This window comes from Pseudoalteromonas sp. SR41-7 (assembly GCF_014163935.1).
Taxonomy (GTDB): domain Bacteria; phylum Pseudomonadota; class Gammaproteobacteria; order Enterobacterales; family Alteromonadaceae; genus Pseudoalteromonas; species Pseudoalteromonas distincta.
Map to the genome: position 1 here is coordinate 49,901 of NZ_JACJEF010000020.1, position 20,492 is coordinate 70,392.

The 20,492-nt window shown below is 39.0% G+C and carries 16 protein-coding genes; 2 read left to right on the forward strand and 14 right to left on the reverse strand.

Annotation, left to right across the window (positions count from 1 at the left end; genetic code table 11):
- Positions 1-66: 66 nt before the first annotated feature.
- The 14 genes from mdoH to H5092_RS19230 form a co-directional block, all read right to left on the reverse strand.
- Positions 67-2,028 carry a glucans biosynthesis glucosyltransferase MdoH gene (gene mdoH, locus H5092_RS19165; RefSeq protein WP_182734604.1) on the reverse strand — a complete coding sequence of 654 codons (1,962 nt, stop codon included), beginning with the start codon at positions 2,026-2,028 and terminating at the stop codon, positions 67-69.
- Positions 2,000-3,619 carry a glucan biosynthesis protein gene (locus H5092_RS19170; RefSeq protein ID WP_182693856.1) on the reverse strand — a complete coding sequence of 540 codons (1,620 nt, stop codon included), beginning with the start codon at positions 3,617-3,619 and terminating at the stop codon, positions 2,000-2,002. The genes mdoH and H5092_RS19170 overlap by 29 nt, the downstream gene beginning before the upstream one ends.
- Positions 3,620-3,949: 330 nt before the next feature.
- The gene (locus tag H5092_RS19175; protein ID WP_182734605.1) at positions 3,950-6,682 is read right to left on the reverse strand and encodes an ExeM/NucH family extracellular endonuclease; all 2,733 of its coding nucleotides are present in this window, start codon (positions 6,680-6,682) and stop codon (positions 3,950-3,952) included.
- A 127-nt stretch (positions 6,683-6,809) separates the two neighbouring features.
- Positions 6,810-7,820, reverse strand: a complete 1,011-nt coding sequence (gene hemB / locus H5092_RS19180) for a porphobilinogen synthase (protein WP_024597079.1) — start codon at positions 7,818-7,820, stop codon at positions 6,810-6,812.
- A 12-nt stretch (positions 7,821-7,832) separates the two neighbouring features.
- On the reverse strand, positions 7,833-9,686 hold the full coding sequence (locus tag H5092_RS19185; RefSeq protein WP_182734609.1) for a diguanylate cyclase: 1,854 nt from the start codon (positions 9,684-9,686) through the stop codon (positions 7,833-7,835).
- Positions 9,686-10,471: a TatD family hydrolase gene (locus tag H5092_RS19190; RefSeq protein WP_154903832.1), complete on the reverse strand. Its 786-nt coding sequence runs from the start codon at positions 10,469-10,471 to the stop codon at positions 9,686-9,688. The genes H5092_RS19185 and H5092_RS19190 overlap by 1 nt, the downstream gene beginning before the upstream one ends.
- Positions 10,471-10,986, reverse strand: a complete 516-nt coding sequence (locus H5092_RS19195; protein WP_138489908.1) for a hypothetical protein — start codon at positions 10,984-10,986, stop codon at positions 10,471-10,473. The genes H5092_RS19190 and H5092_RS19195 overlap by 1 nt, the downstream gene beginning before the upstream one ends.
- Before the next feature lies 1 nt (position 10,987).
- Positions 10,988-11,728, reverse strand: a complete 741-nt coding sequence (gene tatC / locus H5092_RS19200; protein ID WP_004334958.1) for a twin-arginine translocase subunit TatC — start codon at positions 11,726-11,728, stop codon at positions 10,988-10,990.
- Between the two features lie 48 nt (positions 11,729-11,776).
- Entirely contained in the window at positions 11,777-12,109 is a 333-nt protein-coding gene (gene tatB, locus H5092_RS19205) for a Sec-independent protein translocase protein TatB (protein ID WP_024597077.1), read from the reverse strand.
- A 5-nt stretch (positions 12,110-12,114) separates the two neighbouring features.
- Entirely contained in the window at positions 12,115-12,363 is a 249-nt protein-coding gene (tatA, locus tag H5092_RS19210; protein ID WP_004334954.1) for a Sec-independent protein translocase subunit TatA, read from the reverse strand.
- Positions 12,364-12,443: 80 nt separating this feature from the next.
- Positions 12,444-14,045, reverse strand: a complete 1,602-nt coding sequence (gene ubiB, locus H5092_RS19215) for a ubiquinone biosynthesis regulatory protein kinase UbiB (protein WP_024597076.1) — start codon at positions 14,043-14,045, stop codon at positions 12,444-12,446.
- Positions 14,046-14,054: 9 nt separating this feature from the next.
- Positions 14,055-14,738: an SCP2 domain-containing protein gene (locus H5092_RS19220; RefSeq protein WP_004334950.1), complete on the reverse strand. Its 684-nt coding sequence runs from the start codon at positions 14,736-14,738 to the stop codon at positions 14,055-14,057.
- Positions 14,739-14,749: 11 nt separating this feature from the next.
- Complete coding sequence (gene ubiE / locus H5092_RS19225; protein ID WP_024597074.1) at positions 14,750-15,505, reverse strand: bifunctional demethylmenaquinone methyltransferase/2-methoxy-6-polyprenyl-1,4-benzoquinol methylase UbiE; 756 nt, start codon at positions 15,503-15,505, stop codon at positions 14,750-14,752.
- 83 nt (positions 15,506-15,588) lie between these two features.
- On the reverse strand, positions 15,589-16,575 hold the full coding sequence (locus tag H5092_RS19230; RefSeq protein WP_004334947.1) for a GGDEF domain-containing protein: 987 nt from the start codon (positions 16,573-16,575) through the stop codon (positions 15,589-15,591).
- A 334-nt stretch (positions 16,576-16,909) separates the two neighbouring features.
- On the opposite strand from H5092_RS19230, the gene H5092_RS19235 reads away from it, so the two are divergent.
- Both H5092_RS19235 and H5092_RS19240 read left to right on the forward strand, forming a co-directional pair.
- On the forward strand, positions 16,910-18,688 hold the full coding sequence (locus H5092_RS19235; protein ID WP_182692482.1) for a DUF885 family protein: 1,779 nt from the start codon (positions 16,910-16,912) through the stop codon (positions 18,686-18,688).
- Between the two features lie 175 nt (positions 18,689-18,863).
- The gene (locus H5092_RS19240) at positions 18,864-20,345 is read left to right on the forward strand and encodes an FMN-binding glutamate synthase family protein (RefSeq protein ID WP_182734613.1); all 1,482 of its coding nucleotides are present in this window, start codon (positions 18,864-18,866) and stop codon (positions 20,343-20,345) included.
- Positions 20,346-20,492 lie beyond the last annotated feature (147 nt).

The following is a 20,492-nucleotide window of genomic DNA, read 5'->3' on the forward strand; positions in this document are numbered from 1 at the left end:
TTTTTTAATTTAGATAGAAAAAAGGAGCAATTAATTGCTCCTTTTTTGTTTTTATTTTATAACGCGCTAATTAAACTTTTTTATAGCCTTAGCTTTTAGCGCTTTCATCTTTAGCCTGCGTGGCTTTTTAAAAGATTGTATAGGCATTGATACCATATGCTCTTGTGGCAGTGCCGGAATTGTTTGTGGGTAAGTTCCTTCCTCTGGCACGGAAATCTCTTTTAGATGTACTTTAAGCGCCTCTAGAGTTGAGTCGTTATCAACTTCACTAGGGCAAATAAATATACCTAACTTTCTTAGTTGTACGCCGAGTTTGATACTACTGGTATAACGGATAATTGGAGCACCTAATACTAAGCCTAATAATATAGGTGATAGCCACCAAAAGAAGACAGGTGTGAAGTAGTAGGCTGTGCTACCCCATGCTATAGCCACAATAGTAGAGAATAACGTATAACCAAACGCTTCTTTCCACGGAACCATACGACCTTCGCGCGGTTGTGCATCCCACTTCACTTTTTTACCTAAAAATACGCAAAGCACAAAGTAAGCATGAAATACCATCATTAATGGCGCAACAATAATAGCAAATACGGTTTCAATGATTGAACCTAGTATGAGCTTAATTGAACCACCAAAGCGTTTGTTTCTATGAATTAGGGTGACTATTACGCCCATTAATTTAGGCATTAATAAAATAACAATAGTTAAATACAAGAGTGAATCAATAAGATCGGTTTTAGCTATTTGCCATGTAGGAAATAATTGATAAACACGGTTAAAGTACACATCACTATTTAATGCGCGCGTTACTGCATCAATAGTACTTAGCGCTAGCATTGAGAGCCAAATTAGTGATGAAATATAAGCGGTTGCACCTAATAGAAAGTGCAGCTTACTCATTAATTTTAATTTAGATGACGATAGTAAACCTAAGTGCTGAATATTACCCTGCACCCAGCGTCTATCGCGTACAGCATAATCGAGAATATTACTTGGTACTTCTTCGTAGCTGCCTTCAATATCTGATAGTAATAGTACATCCCAACCTGCACTATGAAGTAGTGATGCTTCTACAAAGTCATGACTTAAAATCTCACCGCCAAAAGGTGCGTTACCTTTGAGTGTTGGCAAGCCACAGCACGTTATAAATGCTTCAACTCTAATGATTGCATTATGACCCCAGTAGTTGGCTTTATCTGTTTGCCAAAATGCTGAGCCAGTAGCGAGCATTGGGCTATATAGCACTGATGCAAACTGTAAAAAACGACCAAAAAAGGTATCTTGACGAACAGGTATTGGAATCGTTTGGATCAGGCCTGCTTGTGGGTTGTTTAGCATGCTTGTAGTAAGTTCTAACATACATTTACCGGTCATTACGCTATCTGCATCAAGCACAATCATATGGTCGTAATTACTTCCCCAGCGCTCACAAAAGTCGGTTAGGTTACCTACTTTGCGGTGTTTGTTATCTTCGCGACGACGATAAAAAACATGCTTTGCTGTATCCCCTAAACGTTCGCACAATGCATGCCATGCACTTAGCTCGTTTTTAACTATTTGAGGGTCTTGTGTATCGCTTAATAAATAAAAATCAAATTTATCAAGCTGACCAGTTTCTTTTAACGATTGTAGACTTACTTCAAAGCCCGCGATAACACGGTGGGTATCTTCGTTATAAATAGGCATTACAACGGCGGTTTTCTGAGCGTTAATTGCCTCGTTATTGAACTCAATTGGTTTAATACGTTTTAACGTAAGCGGGTCAATTCGAAACAACTGTAGTACAAAGCCGATTGTGCCACTACAAAAGGCCGTTACAATCCAAGCAAATGTGATTGAGAATAATACTAAAAGAGCATACTCAAGTAGTGTCATACCGTTTGAGCTTAAAATCTCAAACATAATAGATATGCCGTAGCCAGATGTGCCAAGTGCCGCAATGGCAAATAACCATACTCTTAGTGTTTTGAATGGCATTGGAGTGCCCCTACCTTTATTACTTGATGTCATTTGGGTACCAAACATAGCTCCATACCTCGCTAATTTCTTTGTCACGTAGTTTTAACGATAAACGCATATCAACGGGTTGATCGTCCTGTGGTGCAATTTTAAAGGCTACACGCCATCCACGTGAATCCGGAAGTTTTTGTACATTCACGTCGGTTACTTCGCCTGTTGTAAGTTGAATGTCGGCATCTAGTTTTAACTGTTTAGACAGTTGATTTATTTCTGATCCAGTAAAATCAACAGTAAATTGGCGGTGGCTTTTTGGTGGTGGGTTGTCCTCACCAGGTAAAGCGGCGCTACCAATTCTTGTACGTAGTACACGTGCTTTCTCGTGCTGAGTTAAAACTGAATTAAAGGTCGTCATTTTGTAGCTTAATTTTAATGAATCTCCGGCCTTCATTGGTTTTTCTGGTACCCAGTAACTTACGATATTGTCGTTAGTTTCTGTATCAGTCGGTATTTCTACAAGCTCTACACGACCATTTCCCCACTCACCTTGTGGTTCAATCCATAGGCTAGGGCGGTCGTGGTAATGTGCTTCTGTGTCTAGATAGTTATTAAAGTCTCGGTCTCGTTGAGCTAACCCAAAACCTTTTGGGTTATTGTACGAAAATGAAGTAACGCTGAGTTGTGATGGGTTGTTAAGAGGGCGCCATACCCACTTGTCATCAGCAGATTGAGTTAATAGGCCATCCGAGTCATGAACTTCAGGGCGATAGTCATCAAAAAATTTGGTGCTGTTTTCGCCGTGATAAAACATACTCGTTAATGGTGCTACACCTAGTTTTTTAATATCTTTACGCGCAAAAATCTGCATATCAACATCAACTAGCATATTCGTTGTAGGGTCGACGCTAAATTTGTACGCACCAGAAATAGATGGACTATCCAACAATGCAAAAATGGTGATTTGTGTTTGCTCTGCCTTTGGTTTAACTAACCAAAACTCTTTGAACATTGGAAATTCTTCACCCGAATTCTCAGCAGTATCAATGGCAAGGCCTCTTGCTGATAAGCCATAAACTTGTTGAGGGCCAACGACTCTAAAATACGATGCTCCCTGAAATACCATTACTTCGTCTTTATACTCGTTAGTATTTAATGGGTAATGTAAGCGAAATCCAGCATGGCCTAGTTGAGTGCCCGCCACACTTTTAGCTATTTCTTCTTGTAGTGGTGCAGCAGTGCCATCGTATTGGTAAAAGTCGGTGCTGAAAGGTAAGCGGCTACGTTTAGAGTCGCTATCAACAGTATTTATTGTTACAGGTGTTTTATATAAAAAACCAGGGTGGAATAATTGCAGCTCGTACAGGCCTTCATCTTTCCACACCGCTTTGTCTTTTTTAAATCGAATTGAACGGTAGTCTTGATAATCAATATTATTTAGTGCTTCAAGCTCGATGTTTTTAGGTGCCACATATTCTTCGCTTGCTAGCTTTTTAGCGCGAGCGCTAATTACATCAAATAAGCTACTTTGTGGAATTGCTACATCAACAGTTGCAGCAATCGCTTGGTTGCTATTGCCCCAAGTCGAAAAAATAATAAGTAGACCCAGTAGTGGTGCTGACTTTTTTTGCCATTTAGGCAAGTTTTGGGTTAGTTGTTTCATTCTCATTCCTTTATAAAAACACGACTTATTTTTACGTTTAGGGTAAATATTGATTTTGTTTTGTAAGTATCTTCTAATTTACTTAAAGCAAAATGTGAACCCTTATAAAAGTTCATATTTTTCAATAGGAAAACCAATATACGTAACTCATTGAGGTTTTTGTTGTGTAAAATTCACTCAATCTTATGTAGTTGTTACTGATTAATTACTAGAAGACTCACTAATCGTATGAACATATTACGGGGAGTTTAATGAAGCTTGTCTGAATTACATTTGTATAAAATAAAAAAGCCGCAAAAGCGGCTTTTTATATGTTTAGATTTTACTTAATTATTTCTTTTTAAATCGACGCACTATTGATAGTGGTGCTAAAAGAAGTGATAACCATAATAATGAACCTGCATCATTATCATCATCTGAGCGTAAGTTATTTACCTTAACGGCTACTTTTTCAATGTTTGATAAGTTACCAGCACTATCTTGAGCTTGTACTGTTAAAGTAATACGATTTTCGAATTCGTAATCAATCTCTCCAGCAACAATTAACTGCCCCTCATTGTTAATAGAAACGCTGTCATTATCAGATGTAATAAATTTAACAACAGGTGATTCATCGGCATTTGGATCACTAAAATCGAGCGTGCCGATAATTGTGCCAATTGCGCTGTTTTCATCGATTGCAAAAACTTGATCGGCTGCAATTACAGGTGTTTGCTCTTCAGGCGTTAAAGTAATTTCAGATTTAATGTCAATAATCACAGGGTCATGGTCTGATGCGCGGTATGCACTTTCAGAGTACAAGCTAGATTGTTGACCTTCGCTTTTAAACTCTACATTGTAATCAAGTGAAATAGGTTCATCTGCGTTGATATGCCAATCTGTTGCAGCGACAACTTTGCTAAGTAATGATTGTGTAGCTACTGCATGGTCTAAACTTCCTGCACGACCAGAAAAGCTATAAGAATAACCAAGTGTATCACCATCAATTTCAGCAACTACATTTTTGTAGCCTTTATCAGCAAATGCACGTATTGGATCTTCCATTGCGTAAGCATTCATATCGCCGACTAAAATAGTATCTTCGTCATCAACACCGGTTGGTTTGCTATCAAGCCAATCTGCGAATGCATTAGCACCTTGCGTGCGTATTTCATTCCAACAGCCTTGGCCATCACCTAAATCTGCATTATTTCCAGAAGCACTACCACAGCTTTTAGATTTAAGATGTGACACAGCAACAGTAAATACTTCATCAGTTTCTATTGATTTAAAGCTTTGTGCAATTGGAGCACGGTTACTAAAATCAAATGGAGCCTCAGTTGTAATGGCAGCAGTGCCTACTTCTTCTACTTTGTTAGCACGATAGATAAGTGCGGTAGTAATTGCATCGGTACCAATTTGATCTACGTTAAAATCAACAAATGCATAGTTGTTAGCACTATCTGCATCATTTAATGCATCTACTAAGCTAGCAATTGCACTAAATTCGCCAAAGCCATCATTCTCAATTTCCATTAAACCAACAACATCGGCCTCAATAGCGCTAATAGCACTTACAATTTTAGCTTCTTGACGAATAAATTCAGCTTCAGTATCTGCACCTCGAGATGTAGGGAACCCTCCGCCTTGGCCATCACCATTGAAGTAATTAAGTACGTTAAAGCTAGCTACACGTAAATCTGCTTCAGCATTAAGTTCAGGCGCATCTTCACGTGCATTTGTTGCAATAAACGAAGGCGCTAAAGTTGGGTGAATTCGGTAAAGACCGAAGCTATAAGCAAGTGCCCCTGTAACAGTATTAACAGTATCGCCAGTTCGTAATGTATTTTCTGCCGATAAGCCTGGAGTTGGATAAGCTGTAGGGTCTAAGTTTTGTACTGTAGAGCCATCATCTATTAAAATCTTTTTAAGTAGATTTTCAGTTTCAACTGCATTAGCAGTATCGCCAGGTAACGCAACCTGAGTACCTTGGTACAAGCGCTCTGTTGCTAATTCAACTTCACCATATCGACCAAGACCAAAGTTATTAGTCACTACTAATGGTTGCTCTAATGTGACTAACATACCTTCAAAAGCTTCTAAATCAGTTGTATTAGCTAAAGGTAAAGTGATTTTTGTAGCTGCTGCAGCTAAACCAGTGCCACACACCTCAACTTGGCTAACACTGCCAATTTGTGTTGCATCAAAATATTCTTCAACAGTACCTTGTACACGTACATGGTCGCCTACATTCACGTCAGTATCTGCAAAATATACAAATACACCTTCAGAGGTAAGTGGATTTGCATCTATATCAGCAGCCAGTGAGTTAACAAAAAAGCCTTTTAATTGTTCATCACCTTGAAAATCGGCGCTTACAACACCTTCAAGTTCTACTAATGTACCTACAAGTGGGCTAGCAGAGCCGTCACCTTGAATAGCATTTATTAGTGTTTTTTCTGCACCACAAACTAGTGGTTCAAGTGGTTCTGGCTCAGGGTCTGGCACAGGAGCGGTACCGCCGTTTCCTGTGTGTGAACCTAATCCATCAAAGGTGTCAATATCAAACTGTTCCCATTCTTCGCTAGGATCAAAAATGGCTGTCGAGTCAGTTCGGCCTGTGGTAATGCTATCTTTTCTTCGCAGCGTTTTGTTAACCGTAGTTACCCCCCCTTCAGACCACTCTGAACCCGGATCAACACCAACTTGACCAAAACTATCAACAATTACACCGTCTTTAGTTAAAACAAGGGCATCATCACCGTTATAGTAGGTTACTGTGCTGGTTTCATCTGCAATATCAAGTATTGCAGCTGCTGCACTGGGGTTTGAAATAATGTAGGTGGTATTGGCGGCCAATGTTCCGGTTAAATCAATCGAGTTGCCAATCGAACTGCTACCATTTGAATAGAGTCCTAAAGTATAACCTTCAAGAGAAAGCTCCGTATCAGCATTATTATAAAGCTCGATTGCTTTATTATTACTGCTTCCCTCTATATATTCTGAAATGATTAGATCAGCGGATGCTGGTGCACTGAGACTTGCTATAACAAGTGCGAGTGGTGTTATTTTTGTTTTAAACATTTTTTTATTATTCCCGTGTATTAATCCCAAAATGGGACACCAGTTTAGAGAATAAATATGACGAAAATAATACAAAAATGTAAATGAATGTAAACAAAAGGCGGTTTAACCGCCTTTTAATAAAAAATTACTTTTTAGCTAGATATTTTGCGGCTTGCTTAGCAAAGTAGGTTAATATTCCATCGGCTCCTGCACGCTTAAATGCAAGTAAAGATTCCATTATTGTAGCCTCTTCACTTAACCAACCGTTATCAATTGCTGCTTTGTGCATTGCATACTCGCCACTTACCTGATATGCGAAAGTAGGTACACCAAATTCGTCTTTAACACGCCGTACAATATCTAAATAAGGCATACCGGGCTTTACCATAACCATATCAGCGCCTTCTTGTAAGTCTAATGCGACTTCACGTATTGCTTCATCAGAGTTTGCTGGATCCATTTGGTAAGTTTTTTTATCAGCACCTTTTAAGTTACCAGCAGAGCCTACAGCATCTCTAAATGGGCCATAGTAGCTAGATGCGTATTTAGCTGAGTAGGCCATAATTCGAGTATGAATAAACCCATCAGCTTCAAGTGCTTCGCGAATAGCGCCAATACGACCATCCATCATATCAGAAGGGGCAACAACATCAGCACCAGCTTCTGCATGGGAAAGTGCTTGTTTAACTAAAATTTCAGTAGTGACATCATTAATAACATAACCTGAATCATCAATAATACCGTCTTGGCCATGCGTAGTGAAAGGGTCAAGTGCTACATCAGTAATCACACCCAACTCAGGAAAAGCTTCTTTTAACGCTCTTACGGTGCGTTGTGCTAAGCCATCATCGTTATATGCTTCTTCGGCAAATAATGATTTTTTATCCGCAGGCGTTACTGGAAAAATAGCAACGGCAGGTACGCCAAGTTCAACGAGTTCTTTTGCTTCAACAAGCAGTAAATCAATTGATAGGCGCTCAATACCAGGCATTGATTCAATTACCTCGCGGCGATTTTTACCATCAAGTACAAATACAGGGTAAATTAAATCATTTACGCTAAGCTGGTTTTCAGCCATTAAGCGGCGAGAAAAGTCGCTGCGGCGCATTCTGCGCATGCGAGTATATGGGAAAAGGTCTAATCCTGATTGGGCCATGTTAATATGCTCCTACTGTGGTAATGGAAAAGTAATTACTTGATTACGGCCATGCTGCTTTGCGTAATAAAGTGCTTTGTCGGCGCACTCAGTAAAAATTTGAGGGTTGCTAACATCATCAGCAATACTGGTGTATACACCAGCGCTAATAGTAAATTGAATATCATTATTGGCAACCGTTACTGTACTTACTGAGATATCAGCTCGTATTTTTTCAGCTATGTCTTGTGCGCCTTCACTAGGGGTATTAGGTAATAGCACAACAAATTCTTCACCGCCATAACGGGCAACTTCATCGAGTGGTCGTTTTAAATGGTCTTTTATAAGGTCAGACACTGCTTTAATAACTTGATCGCCAATGATATGGCCGTACGTGTCGTTGATATTTTTAAATCGATCTATATCAAGCATAACAATGCTAAGCGGCGTTTGTTCTCGACGAGAGCGACGAAGCTCCATTACCAGTTTTTTATCAAAAAAGCGTCTGTTTTTTATCCCAGTCAATGCGTCTTCAGTATTTAGTAACTCAAGTGAGCGGTTTTTTTCTTCAAGCTCTCTAAGCGTCACTTGTAATTCAAAGGTGCGCTCGTCCACCTGAGATTCAAGTTCTTGGCGAGTTTTTTCTTGTAATTTTAAGCGCTCTTTAAGTAGTGTATCTTGTGCTGTGTTTTCAGCAATCAAGGTTTGTTGAGCAATCACTTCTTCATCGCGTTGTAAAATAAATAACTTCATTACGCAGTAGCATAAGCAAAAAGTGCAACCAAAAAAGCATGCAAATACAAATGCGAGCGTACTTCTGTCAAAGGCGTATAGGCCCATTACTGCAACAGTAAAATAAAGCATTACCACCAAGAAAAAAACCAATACAAGTAATAGTGCTTTGTTTGGTTTAGAAGGCGTTAAACGCACGCACATAAACGTAGTTACAATATAAAAGCCTAAAACGATTGGAGTAGTGATTAAACAAAATAATGTAACTATGTTGTTTGGAAGTAGCCAAATAAATAATAACGAAATGGCTAAAGCGTTAACTACAACTTTTTGAATAGTTAGCAGAAGGGAGGGCCTGGGATGGCAAACTTGCTTCTGCAAAGGCAAAAACAATAAAGTGATAAGCATAAGTAATATAGGGGTCATAACTTGCTGTAATGCAGGCAAATTAGGATGAACGTACCTTAAGCCAAAACCACAAAGGTAGGCTAATACACTACCTAATGTGAGAGATATAACCCCAGCATAAACAAAATAACCTTTACGTGAAAAACCATATAAAACTATGCAACTCACACCCAAAGAAAATATAAAACCAATCAATAAGCCATAGAGTAAATTGAGTTTTCCTTTGTGTGCCAAATAAGCTTCTGGTTGCCACAGTGTTAAAGGGACTCGCAAGCCTGAACTATTCGCCACTTTCATTATAATAAGCGTTTCGCTATTTGCAGGGCTGAGCAGTTTAACTAATAAAGATTCACTTTTAATTGTGCGCTTATATAAGGGGTAGGCATCACCAATTTGAGTATAAGAAAGTAATTGCGAGTTATGTAATTGATATACTTGAACGTCGTTTAGCAAAGGATTGTTTAGTGACAATATTTGCTCAGTATTATAACTAAGTGTATTTTTTATTTTAAATTTTATCCATACAGGACGCTGCTCTAGTCCTAAATTAAGGGGTTTTGCTGTGTTTTTTTGCCACTGTACATGGCTACTTTGTTGTGCACTTAATAGCGACGTTGGTTCAAAAGAGTAATACAGGTTATTAATGTTTTGAGAGTTAAAATCGTGTTTTATTATTACTGGGTTTGCGAAACAGCAAAAAGTGCAAAGGAATACTAATAGGCTTAAAAGTGCCTTTGCATAGGCCATTAACGATCTTCTAAACCAAAAACACGGTGAAAGTTTTCTGTAGTTTTACGGGCCACAACTTCTTCATCTATTTGATAAAGTTGTGCAACCGTTTGACAGATATAAGGAAGCAGGGCAGGTTCATTTTTACGTGATTTAGGTTTTGGTTTAACTGTTCGTGGAATTAAAAATGGTGCATCAGTTTCTATTAATAATCGATCTAGAGGAATGCTAGGCACTAGCTGTTGTAAATCTTTTCCACGCCTTTCATCACATACCCAACCCGTTATACCAATATATAGACCTAAATCTAAATATTGCTTTAGAGCTGCTGAGTTACCCGTAAAGCAGTGGAGTACACCGCGAATACTAAACTCTTTTAAAATACTTAGCATGTCGTCACTTGCATCACGTTCATGCAAGTAAACAGGTAAATCTAATTTCTCTGCAAGTGCTAATTGGCGCCTAAAAACACTACGCTGTACATCGCGAGGCGAAAAGTCGCGGTTATAATCAAGGCCACATTCACCAATAGCAATAACATGCTTATTATTTGCAAGTACAGTTAGTTGTGCTTCTAGTTCATTAGTGGCTGATTTTGCATCATGTGGGTGGATACCCGCCGTAGAATACTGAAGATGCTTTGTTGCAAGTTCAAGTGATTGCTGACTGCTTGCAATATCACAACCAATAATAAGCATATTTGTAACACCCGCTTCATTGGCACGGGTAATTACATCGTGATGCTGCTCATCAAATTGATGATTAGTTAAGTTAACTCCAGCATCAATTAATGTATATGACATTACTTAGTACGTTTAACGCGAATAGAGCGGTTTTCACCGTCAATTTTAAGTAAAAATGAGTTAAAAACACCACGGCTAATTACAATCGTATCGTTCTTTTTCAAGCGCATGCTGTCAGAGCCAATTTGACGCCATTGTTGACCGTTATCTAGCGAAATAATTAACTCGCCGTAAGCAGCTTCTTCAACTGAAGCAACCATCGCTTTAATTTCAGCGTCTTTTTCTGTCTGTGATTTTTTGTACTCTAACCCAAACTCATCAGCTGTTTTTTTCACTTCTGTTGGTGTTGTGGCTACTGCCTGAGGTACATTATTAGCTGTTGGTGGTGTGAGCGTTTTTGTTACTGATGGCTTAACCAGTGACTTACCCGCGATGGTATTATCGTAACAAAGTAAGCGGTTAAAATCGTTTTCAATAAAGCTACATGCTTGTAACGCTTGAGTATTAAACTCTGTTTGCGCAGCAAAAGTCGGTGCGCTTAATAAAACCAATAGTGAGAGTAGTTGTTTTTTCATTTTATTCCTCAGATTCTTTTTGTGGTTTAGCGGTATAAAACTTTGCTAAAATTAGACCTAGCTCAAACAGAAGAAGCATCGGAAATGCTAACAATGTTTGTGATAATACATCAGGCGGTGTTAAAAACATCGCGACTACAAAAACACCCACTACGATATAAGGGCGCTTTTCTTTTAAGCTTTTTGTTGTTGTTGCACCACTCCAGCATAGCAACATAATAGCCACTGGAATTTCGAAAGCGACGCCAAATGCAAAAAACAACTTTAATACAAATCCTAGATAACTACTTATGTCAGGTGCAAGGGTCATCATTTCGGGACCGGTACTTGTAAAAAACCCTAAAATAATTGGCAGAACTACAAAGTAACAAAAGGCTATGCCGCCATAAAATAATATTATACTTGAGGCGAGAATAGGCATGAGCATTTTCTTTTCGTGCTGATATAAACCCGGCGCTATAAACCCCCAAACTTGATGCAATATCCATGGAATCGACGCAAATAAAGCGACAAATAAAGTAAGTTTGAAAGGTGCAAAAAAGGGAGCTGTTACATCGGTTGCAATCATGGTTGCCGTACTTGGCAAATGCGAGACTAACGGCTGTGCAACAAAAGCATAAATATCATTTGCAAAATATACTATGGCAATAAAAATAACAAAAATGCTTAGTAGCGCTTTTATTAGCCGATCACGCAACTCAATTAAATGAGCTACAAACCCTGATTTTACTTCCTCAGCCATTATTTTTTATACCATGTAGTAAGTTGACCACAAAGTGAGAAATAAATTTCACTTTTTCTCATCAAGTTGTTGGTTATTTGATGTATCAGATTGTTGTTTTTTGTAGCTGTGAGTAACTGATTCAGCCGCTTTTTGTAGCTCTGTTAGTGAGCTTTGTAACTCAGGGCTTAAATCTTTTAATTCTTGCTGTTCTGCTTTTTTAAGGTTTTCGTGCAGCTCATGGATGCGAAGCTCTTCACTTACTTCGGCTTTTACTGAGTTGGCAAGTGATTTAGCGGTTTTAACCCATTTACTCACTGTTCTAATCGCAACAGGTAAGCGCTCAGGGCCGAGCACCACTAAACCAACAATAAAAATAACAACAAGTTCCCACATGCCCATACTAATTAAACCTTATTGTTATCTTTGTTTTTTTCAGTATCGGTTGAGTTGTCAGCAGTGTTTTTTTCTGATTGTTGAATTTGCTCGGATTTCTCTTTCTCGCTCATTTGATCATCTGACATTGCTTTTTTGAAGCCCTTTACAGCGCCCCCAATATCGCCACCCATACCGCGTAGTTTTTTTGTGCCAAAAAGTAAAACTATGATCGCTAAAACAATTAATAATTGCCAAATACTAATACCACCAAAACCCATGGTTTTCTCCAATATATAAAACGGTTAAATGTTTATTTTAAATACTAATTATACGCTCACTAGCGCAAATAGCACCCAGTTTATGCGCTGCGCCATGCCGCTATAAAGCTAATAGCCGATAAGCTTATTGCAAGACTTGCAGCTATTAAATCGTGCTGTAAATAACAAAGTGTTGCCATAATCATTGTAGCACTACCAAATAAACTCAATATTAAAGGTTTATGAGATACCTTTTGTTCTTGAGGTTGAATGTGTGGTGCACGCTTTAAATTTTGGTAAATTAGATCCGGTAACTCGGGCATTTTTTCAGCCCAAAATGGCAAGTTAGCATACATTTGCTTCAGTACTGATAGCGGTCCAACTTGTTGCTTTACCCAGTCTTCTAAAAAGGGCTTAGCTGTTTTCCATAAGTCGAGTTGCGGGTAAAGCTGACGCCCCAATCCTTCAACGTATAATAAAGTTTTTTGTAGTAATACTAATTGCGGCTGTACCTGCATGTTAAAACGACGTGCAGTATTAAATAGATTTACGAGTACGTGCCCAAATGAAATTTCAGCCAAAGGTTTATTAAATATAGGCTCGCAAACTGTGCGAATCGCAAATTCAAATTCTTCAATGCTAGTATCTGGTGGTACCCAACCAGAATCAACGTGTAGTTGTGCAACTTGGCGATAATCACGATTAAAAAAGGCGATAAAGTTTTCAGCTAAATAGCGTTTATCTTCTTTGCTTAACGTACCAACAATACCGCAATCAATACCGATATACATTGGGTTTTCAGGGTGCTCTCGAGAGACGAAAATATTACCCGGATGCATGTCGGCATGAAAAAAGCTGTCTCTAAACACCTGCGTAAAAAACACTTCTACGCCACGCTCAGCAAGTAATTTCATATTAGTGTTTTGCGCCATAAGTGCATCGGTATCAGAGACGGGTATGCCGTAAATACGCTCCATCACCAGCACATTGCTACGGCTGTAATCACTGTAAACTGCAGGGATGTATAATGAATCAGAGCCTTCAAAATTGCGTTTTAGTTGAATGCCGTTGGCACCTTCTCGCATTAAGTCGAGCTCGTCTAGGAGTGTTTTTTTATATTCTTTAACTACTTCAACCGGGCGCAGGCGTTTTGATTCGTTATGTACTTTTGCAAGTACCTTTGCGAGCTTTTCCATTAGCGCTAAATCGGCATTAATTTGCTCATAAATATTGGGTCTAATAACCTTAATTACGACATCTTGCTCAATACTCTGCTCATCAATAAGTTTTGCTGTATGTACTTGCGCTATAGATGCAGAGGCCAGTGGAGTTTGTGAAAACTCACTAAACAATTCACTTATATCGTTAATTTCGAGCGCTTTTTCTATTATTTTTTGTGCAAGTTCGCCTTCAAATGGTTGAACTTGATCTTGCAAAAACGCAAGCTCTAAAGCGATATCATGAGGGAGTAAATCACGACGAGTAGAGAGCATTTGACCAAATTTGATCCAAACAGGACCCAGCTCTTGCAATGCTAAACGTAAACGTAGCCCTGCCGGTTTTTCTTTGTGCTGATTACGCAGCCAAAATAAACTACCACGGGCTATTTTACCAAACCAAGGCACTTTATGCTTTGGAATTAGCTCGTCTAGTCCATAGCTAAGTAACGTTTTGGTGATGTTATACAAACGTGCAGTCGACACAAAAAATCCTTAGCGGGTGTTTGAAGGTAAAAAAGAATTTAAGAGGGCGTTAATGCGTTGCTCAACGGCAGCGACTTGTCCTTTGAGTTCTCTATTTTTTTGTTTAAATTGCTCAAGTTCTAATGGATGAATAGTAATTGCGAGCTCATCTTGGCATAAACTTGTAAGCATGGTACTTATTTTAGTATTGGTTTTGCTGCTCTTTTGTTTTAGTTCTTTTAAGTGCAGGTATAACTGCTGAGCGGGTGCATCGCCAATGTATTTAGAAAGTTGTTCAGGCCAATCAATATCAATACCTGAAAATGCATTGCTATAAGTTTGCGCAATATTTAAATCGCCTTGTAAGTCGAGCTTATCTTGGCGAATTAATTGGGTAAGCATTGCAGGGTTTTTGAGCGCTAAAAGTGTTTCTATATCTGCGCTGATCATACAATCTGCGTTTTCGTTACTTTGGGCACTGTATAAGTGTAATTGATCAGCACTATAAACGAGTTGGATGCTTTGTTGCCAATCTCTTATTTCAACCACTAAGCGCTTATGTTTAACGGCGTTTAGCTTTTGAGATAATTGTGGGTCAAGGCTAAGCGCTTGATTTAGTACACGCTCAATAAGCGAAAGTACAAAATTAGGTAACATAAAAAACTCAGATGACATTGCACCATTATTGCTTTTTGTTATTTTTTCAAGCGCCATAACTGCTAGCCTTAATATTTAAAACCACGATGCAGTGCAACAATTCCGCCTGTGAGGTTTTGGTATGTTGTTTGTTCAAAGCCCGCATCTTCCATCATCGCTTTTAATGTGTCTTGATCTGGATGCATACGAATAGACTCAGCTAAATACTTGTACGATTCACTGTCGTTAGCAACTAGCTTACCCATTGTTGGCAATAAATTAAATGAGTAAAAATCGTAAGCTTTACTAAGTACGTCATGCTCTGGTTTTGAAAACTCTAAAACAAGTAATCTGCCACCTGGCTTTAAAATACGGTACATAGAGCGTAATGCTTTGTCTTTATCGGTAACGTTACGTAAGCCAAAGGCAATAGTGATCACATCAAAGCTATTATCTGGAAATGGCAGCATTTCAGCATTCATTTGTACGTAGTCAATATTGCCTACTAAGCCAAGATTGTGTAGTTTTTCACGACCAACCTTAAGCATAGATGAATTTATATCGCCCAAAACAACTTGACCGGTCTCGCCAACTAGTTGACTAAATTTTGCCGTTAAGTCGCCAGTGCCGCCGGCTAAATCGAGTACATGATGGCCTTTACGAACACCTGAGCTTGCAATAGTTTGACGTTTCCATAAACGATGCACACCAAAAGACATTAAATCATTCATTACATCGTATTTTGCAGCTACTGAGTGAAATACATCAGCAACCATAGAAGCTTTATCGCCCTCGGCTACTGTTTTATAACCAAAATGCGTGGTCTTTTGTTCGGTTTCGTTCATGACTAATCTCTATCGTGACAATAGAGGTTAGTGTACTTTATTGTACGCAGTAGGTGCAATTTGAATATGATTTATCAGGTAATTTATTGCCCTGCAGTGTAGCTACTTTGCCCTAATGACCGCGCTTTAAAAGCCGCATGAGACGCTTTTTTAGCTAACTGGTTAAAATCATCTTCTTGTAGATGTTGAGCAATTCCTAGAGATAAGCCAATACTAGGTAACTTAATCCCTGTTTTTGAACTAACAAAGCGAAGCTTTTCGACTCCATTTCGGACTTTTTCAGCTATAACATTGGCTGTTTCTGGGTCTATATCGGCGAGTAAAACAGTAAATTGATCTTTAGCTGTGCGGCCAGGCAAGCCACTTTGAAAAACATATTTTTGCACTTGTTTAGCTACTTTATTCAAAATAACTTCACCAATTATATCACCGTAATTTTCAGTAAAGTGATCAAGGTTATCTATTTGAATCGCAATGGCGCAAATAGACTTTTTTTGATTAGTCCATACTTGAGTTTGTTGCGTTAAATAATGGCGTTTATAAAGCCCTGTTTGGCTATCAATAATATGTTGTTTACGAAGTTGATTTAGCTGCTTTTTTGTTTTTTCGTGTAGTTGTTTGGCTTTACTTAGTTCTTGCTTAAATTGCTTGTGTTGATTTAGTAATTCGGCGGTTTGATTATGAAGTACTTCAAGCGCTTGACGGCTTTGTTCTATGTTGTTCTCATCTAGTGAATGTACGCATTCGCTCACCTGACCCGCAAAGCGAATTATCTGTTTTTCAGTAGCTTGAGAGTTTTGAGAAAGTGAACTTATAACACCATCAACATTTTGAATCATGTTGACTTGCTCTGTGTGACCGGTATTTAAAAATTCAGCATGGAGCTGTTCAATTAAAACACTGTCTATATTATCTTCAACCGCAATAGCGCGGTCTAAGGCTTTGTTCAGCTCAAGGTTAGTTTGGCTAGTATAGGTATAAACAACTTGATAATTGAGCGGCGTAGGAGAAAGTGCATAGCGCTCTAAAAACACACACACTTTAGTCATCTTCTCTTGTGCAATAGCCATGGAATCATGGAACATCATTTTAAATACCAACTAAGTACGCATAAGTGCAAATTTTAAAATTTCTCATTCCATGAGGCGGTTATGCGTCCGAGCTTTTTATTATTTTTTTATACAGTAATCATTATCCGCGCTATTTAAAAGCAAAAACGATAGTTAGGGAACTTAAATTTTACTTTAGCAGCCCAATCGCTGTTTTTCTCATCAATTCGGCTGGTTTTTACTTCTGTTAACGTATGTAGCATTATTTCAATATGCTAGTTTGTCTCATTTACTTGCTATTTCTTTAGCCTACGATAGTTTTATGCAATCTATTGCATCATCAAGTTAAATAATAATGAATCTTTTTTTACCAAAAACGCTTCGCCAAACGCTTCTTGGCATAACTGCTTTATGTTCGTTAAGTGCATGTCAAATAACCACACCCAATGCGGATGAGCAGTTTACTCAAGTAGCACAATCTATTGTTCAATATAGAGAAAGTATAAATCCTTATAGCAGTTCAAAAGGGGTTGATGGCTATTTACTTGCCAATTTATCGCCAGAATTTTTAGCAAAGCAGTACAAAAGTAATACTCAATTATTAGCAGACTTAGATGCCGTAGATGCAACTAAGCTTAGTGACGAAAATCAAATTAACTTAAGTATTATTCGTGCTCAGGTGCAAAATAGCGTTGACGAATATGTGTTTAATGCGCATTACATGCCGCTTACATCTGAGTATGGTTTTCACTCCGGTCTGTCGTACATCGTTAACAGTTCTCAATATAAAAAAGAGCAAGATTTAGAGACATACCTTGCACGTTTAGCACAAATCCCCCGCTTTTTTGGGCAAAATATATATTGGATGAAAAAAGGGCTCGAAACAGGTCTCACCCAACCAAAAGCAGTGTTAGAAGGATACGAAGACTCCATAAGTACTTATATTGTTGATGATGTAACTCAATCAGAATTTTATAAACCGTTTTTAGCTAACACTGCCAGTTTAAGTGAGAGTGACTTTTATGCACTTCAACAGCGAGCTAAAGTTGTTTTAAAAAATAAAGTAATACCAGCATATAAAAGCTACTTAACGTTTTTTACTGAGCAATACCAACCGGGCGCCCGCACAAGTATTGGTATTTCAGAAACCCCTAATGGCAAAGCTTTTTATAAAAACCGTGCTAAGCATTACACTACTACCGACATGACACCAAAAGAGATCCACGAGCTAGGCTTAAAAGAAGTTGCTCGCATTCGAGGTGAAATGGAAGCTGTAATAAAAGAAGTTGGTTTTAAAGGCTCATTTGCTGAGTTTATTCACTTTTTACGTACCGACCCACAGTTTTACGCAACAACACCTGAGCAACTTTTGAAAGAAGCATCTTACATTGCTAAAAAAATGGATGCACAGCTGCCTAAGTTATTTCATACCTTACCGCGCAAACCTTATGGCGTGGCACCGGTACCCGCAAGTATTGCCCCTAAATACACAACAGGTCGGTATTCTGGCTCTAATCGAGATGATGAAGCTGGATACTACTGGGTAAATACTTACGCTTTAGATAAGCGCCCTTTGTATGTTTTAGAAGCATTAACATTGCACGAAGCAGTGCCAGGTCATCATTTACAAATATCACTTAATGCAGAGCTTGAAAATTTGCCGAGCTATCGTCGTGATGCTTACCTTTCGGCATTTGGCGAAGGTTGGGGGCTTTACTCTGAATATTTAGGTTTAGAGGCAGGCTTTTATCAAGACCCATATAGCCGTTTTGGTCGCTTAACTTATGAAATGTGGCGAGCAGCACGTTTGGTTGTTGATACAGGGATGCACATGTATGGCTGGAGCCGCGAGCGAGCTATGAACTTTATGAGCGAGAACACCGCGCTTTCGCTGCATAATGTTAAAACAGAAACTGACCGTTATATATCTTGGCCAGCTCAGGCACTGTCATACAAAATTGGTGAGTTAACTATTAAACGTTTACGTGTTGAAGCAGAGCAAGCGCTTGGACCAAATTTTGATATTCGCGAATTTCACCATCAGGTTCTTCGCCATGGTTCAGTGCCCTTGTCAGTATTAGAAACACAGGTACGTTTATATATAAAAAATGAGTTAACTAAGCTGCAAAATTAGCTTTGTAGGGCTTATAAACCTTGAACAAACAAAGGTGTTGTGTCATTTTGACCGCAACACCTTTTTTATACCACAGACCTAGTAATGTAATTTATTTTAGCGACTCCAATCGTCAAAATATTCACATACTACGCAATAGGTATTATCTAAAAATATAGCCATCAAGGGGCCTTAGATGAGCAATTTCATTATGTTTAGTATTGACGTATTTGCGAGTATTTTTATTATCGCACTTGGGTTAATTGTGCTTACTGTTATTATTTTTTACTTTCGCGATATAACACAAACAAAACATGCTATTAGGCGTAACTACCCAGTAATTGGCCGCTTTCGATATTTTTTTGAACGCCAAGGTGAATTTTTCAGACAATACTTTTTTGCTCTCGATCGAGAAGAAATGCCATTTAACCGCGCTGAGCGCAGTTGGGTTTACCGTGCAGCAAAAGATGTCGATCGCACCGCTGCATTTGGTTCAACACAAAGCTTAGAAGTGACGGGTACGGTTATGTTTATGAACTGTGCTTTTCCTACTTTAGACGAAGAAGCACTCGACCCGAGTAATGTTACTTTAGGTCCGTATTGTAAAACACCTTACACCACTAATTCGTTATTTAATGTGTCGGGCATGAGCTTTGGTGCGCTTTCAAAGCCTGCTGTGCGCGCTTTATCAAAAGGTGCTAAATTAGCGGGTTGCTGGATGAACACAGGTGAAGGGGGCTTAAGCCCTTACCACCTTGAAGGTGGCGCCGATCTGGTATTTCAAATTGGTACAGCTAAATATGGTGCCCGAGAAGAGCATGGAAACTTAAGCACCGAAAAACTTAAAGAAATAGCAGCTCACGAACAAGTCAAAATGTTCGAGCTAAAAATGAGCCAAGGTGCAAAACCAGGTAAAGGCGGTATGTTACCAGGGCGCAAAGTTAACGCCGAAATAGCTAAAATTAGGGGTATTCCAGAAGGGCAAGATTCGATTAGCCCAAATGGACACCCTGAAATTAAAAACCCAGCCGATATTCTCGATATGATTGCCACTGTGCGTAATACCACAGGAAAGCCAACAGGCTTTAAAGCCGTTATTGGTGATTACACCTGGTTAGAAACGTTATTTGCAGAAATAAATCATCGTGGCATTGAGTCGGCACCCGATTTTATAACAATTGATAGTGCTGATGGTGGTACGGGGGCTGCACCGCAGCCGCTTATGGATTCGGTGGGTTTACCTCTTCGCGAAAGCTTGCCGCTTGTAGTTAATATGCTTGAAAAGCACGGGCTTCGAGATCGCGTGAAAATTATTGCATCGGGTAAATTAATCGTACCTTCAAAGGTTGCTTGGGCATTGGCGCTCGGTGCTGATTTTGTTGTATCGGCTCGTGGTCATATGTTTGCACTGGGCTGTATTCAGGCAATGCAATGTAATAAAGATACCTGTCCGACCGGGATCACTACGCATAACGAGCGTTTGCAACGCGGCTTAAATGTAGCTGATAAAGCGCAACGAGTAGCTAACTATAATAAATATATTCATTACGGAGCCGGTTTAATTGCTCACTCATGCGGTGTAACAAGTGCACGAGAGTTGGCTCGTAAGCATGTACGTATAGTGCAAGAAAGTGGGCTTTCAGAGCCGCTTGATAAAATTTATGAAAACTACAAGTAAGTTTTAACTAACTAGAAGGCGCTTATAGCTGTCTCTTGATCACAAGTCTGACTCAAGAGATTTTGCTAAATCGTAGCCTTCCAGGATGGCTTGTAACTTAAGCCATCCTTGCCATAACACTTTCACAGATGCACGCCCTGTGCGCTT

Bases quoted from the DNA above. Each gene is read 5' to 3' on its own strand.
- H5092_RS19185 (WP_182734609.1), bottom strand. From the start codon at position 9,686: ATGGCCTATGCAAAGGCACTTTTAAGCCTATTAGTATTCCTTTGCACT.
- ubiE (WP_024597074.1), bottom strand. From the start codon at position 15,505: ATGAACGAAACCGAACAAAAGACCACGCATTTTGGTTATAAAACAGTA.
- H5092_RS19195 (WP_138489908.1), bottom strand. From the start codon at position 10,986: ATGAAAAAACAACTACTCTCACTATTGGTTTTATTAAGCGCACCGACT.
- H5092_RS19235 (WP_182692482.1), top strand. From the start codon at position 16,910: ATGAATCTTTTTTTACCAAAAACGCTTCGCCAAACGCTTCTTGGCATA.
- H5092_RS19230 (WP_004334947.1), bottom strand. From the start codon at position 16,575: ATGGCTATTGCACAAGAGAAGATGACTAAAGTGTGTGTGTTTTTAGAG.
- tatB (WP_024597077.1), bottom strand. From the start codon at position 12,109: ATGGGCATGTGGGAACTTGTTGTTATTTTTATTGTTGGTTTAGTGGTG.
- H5092_RS19220 (WP_004334950.1), bottom strand. From the start codon at position 14,738: ATGGCGCTTGAAAAAATAACAAAAAGCAATAATGGTGCAATGTCATCT.
- H5092_RS19170 (WP_182693856.1), bottom strand. From the start codon at position 3,619: ATGAAACAACTAACCCAAAACTTGCCTAAATGGCAAAAAAAGTCAGCA.
- hemB (WP_024597079.1), bottom strand. From the start codon at position 7,820: ATGGCCCAATCAGGATTAGACCTTTTCCCATATACTCGCATGCGCAGA.
- mdoH (WP_182734604.1), bottom strand. From the start codon at position 2,028: ATGTTTGGTACCCAAATGACATCAAGTAATAAAGGTAGGGGCACTCCA.
- H5092_RS19190 (WP_154903832.1), bottom strand. From the start codon at position 10,471: ATGTCATATACATTAATTGATGCTGGAGTTAACTTAACTAATCATCAA.
- tatA (WP_004334954.1), bottom strand. From the start codon at position 12,363: ATGGGTTTTGGTGGTATTAGTATTTGGCAATTATTAATTGTTTTAGCG.
- H5092_RS19175 (WP_182734605.1), bottom strand. From the start codon at position 6,682: ATGTTTAAAACAAAAATAACACCACTCGCACTTGTTATAGCAAGTCTC.
- tatC (WP_004334958.1), bottom strand. From the start codon at position 11,728: ATGGCTGAGGAAGTAAAATCAGGGTTTGTAGCTCATTTAATTGAGTTG.
- H5092_RS19240 (WP_182734613.1), top strand. From the start codon at position 18,864: ATGAGCAATTTCATTATGTTTAGTATTGACGTATTTGCGAGTATTTTT.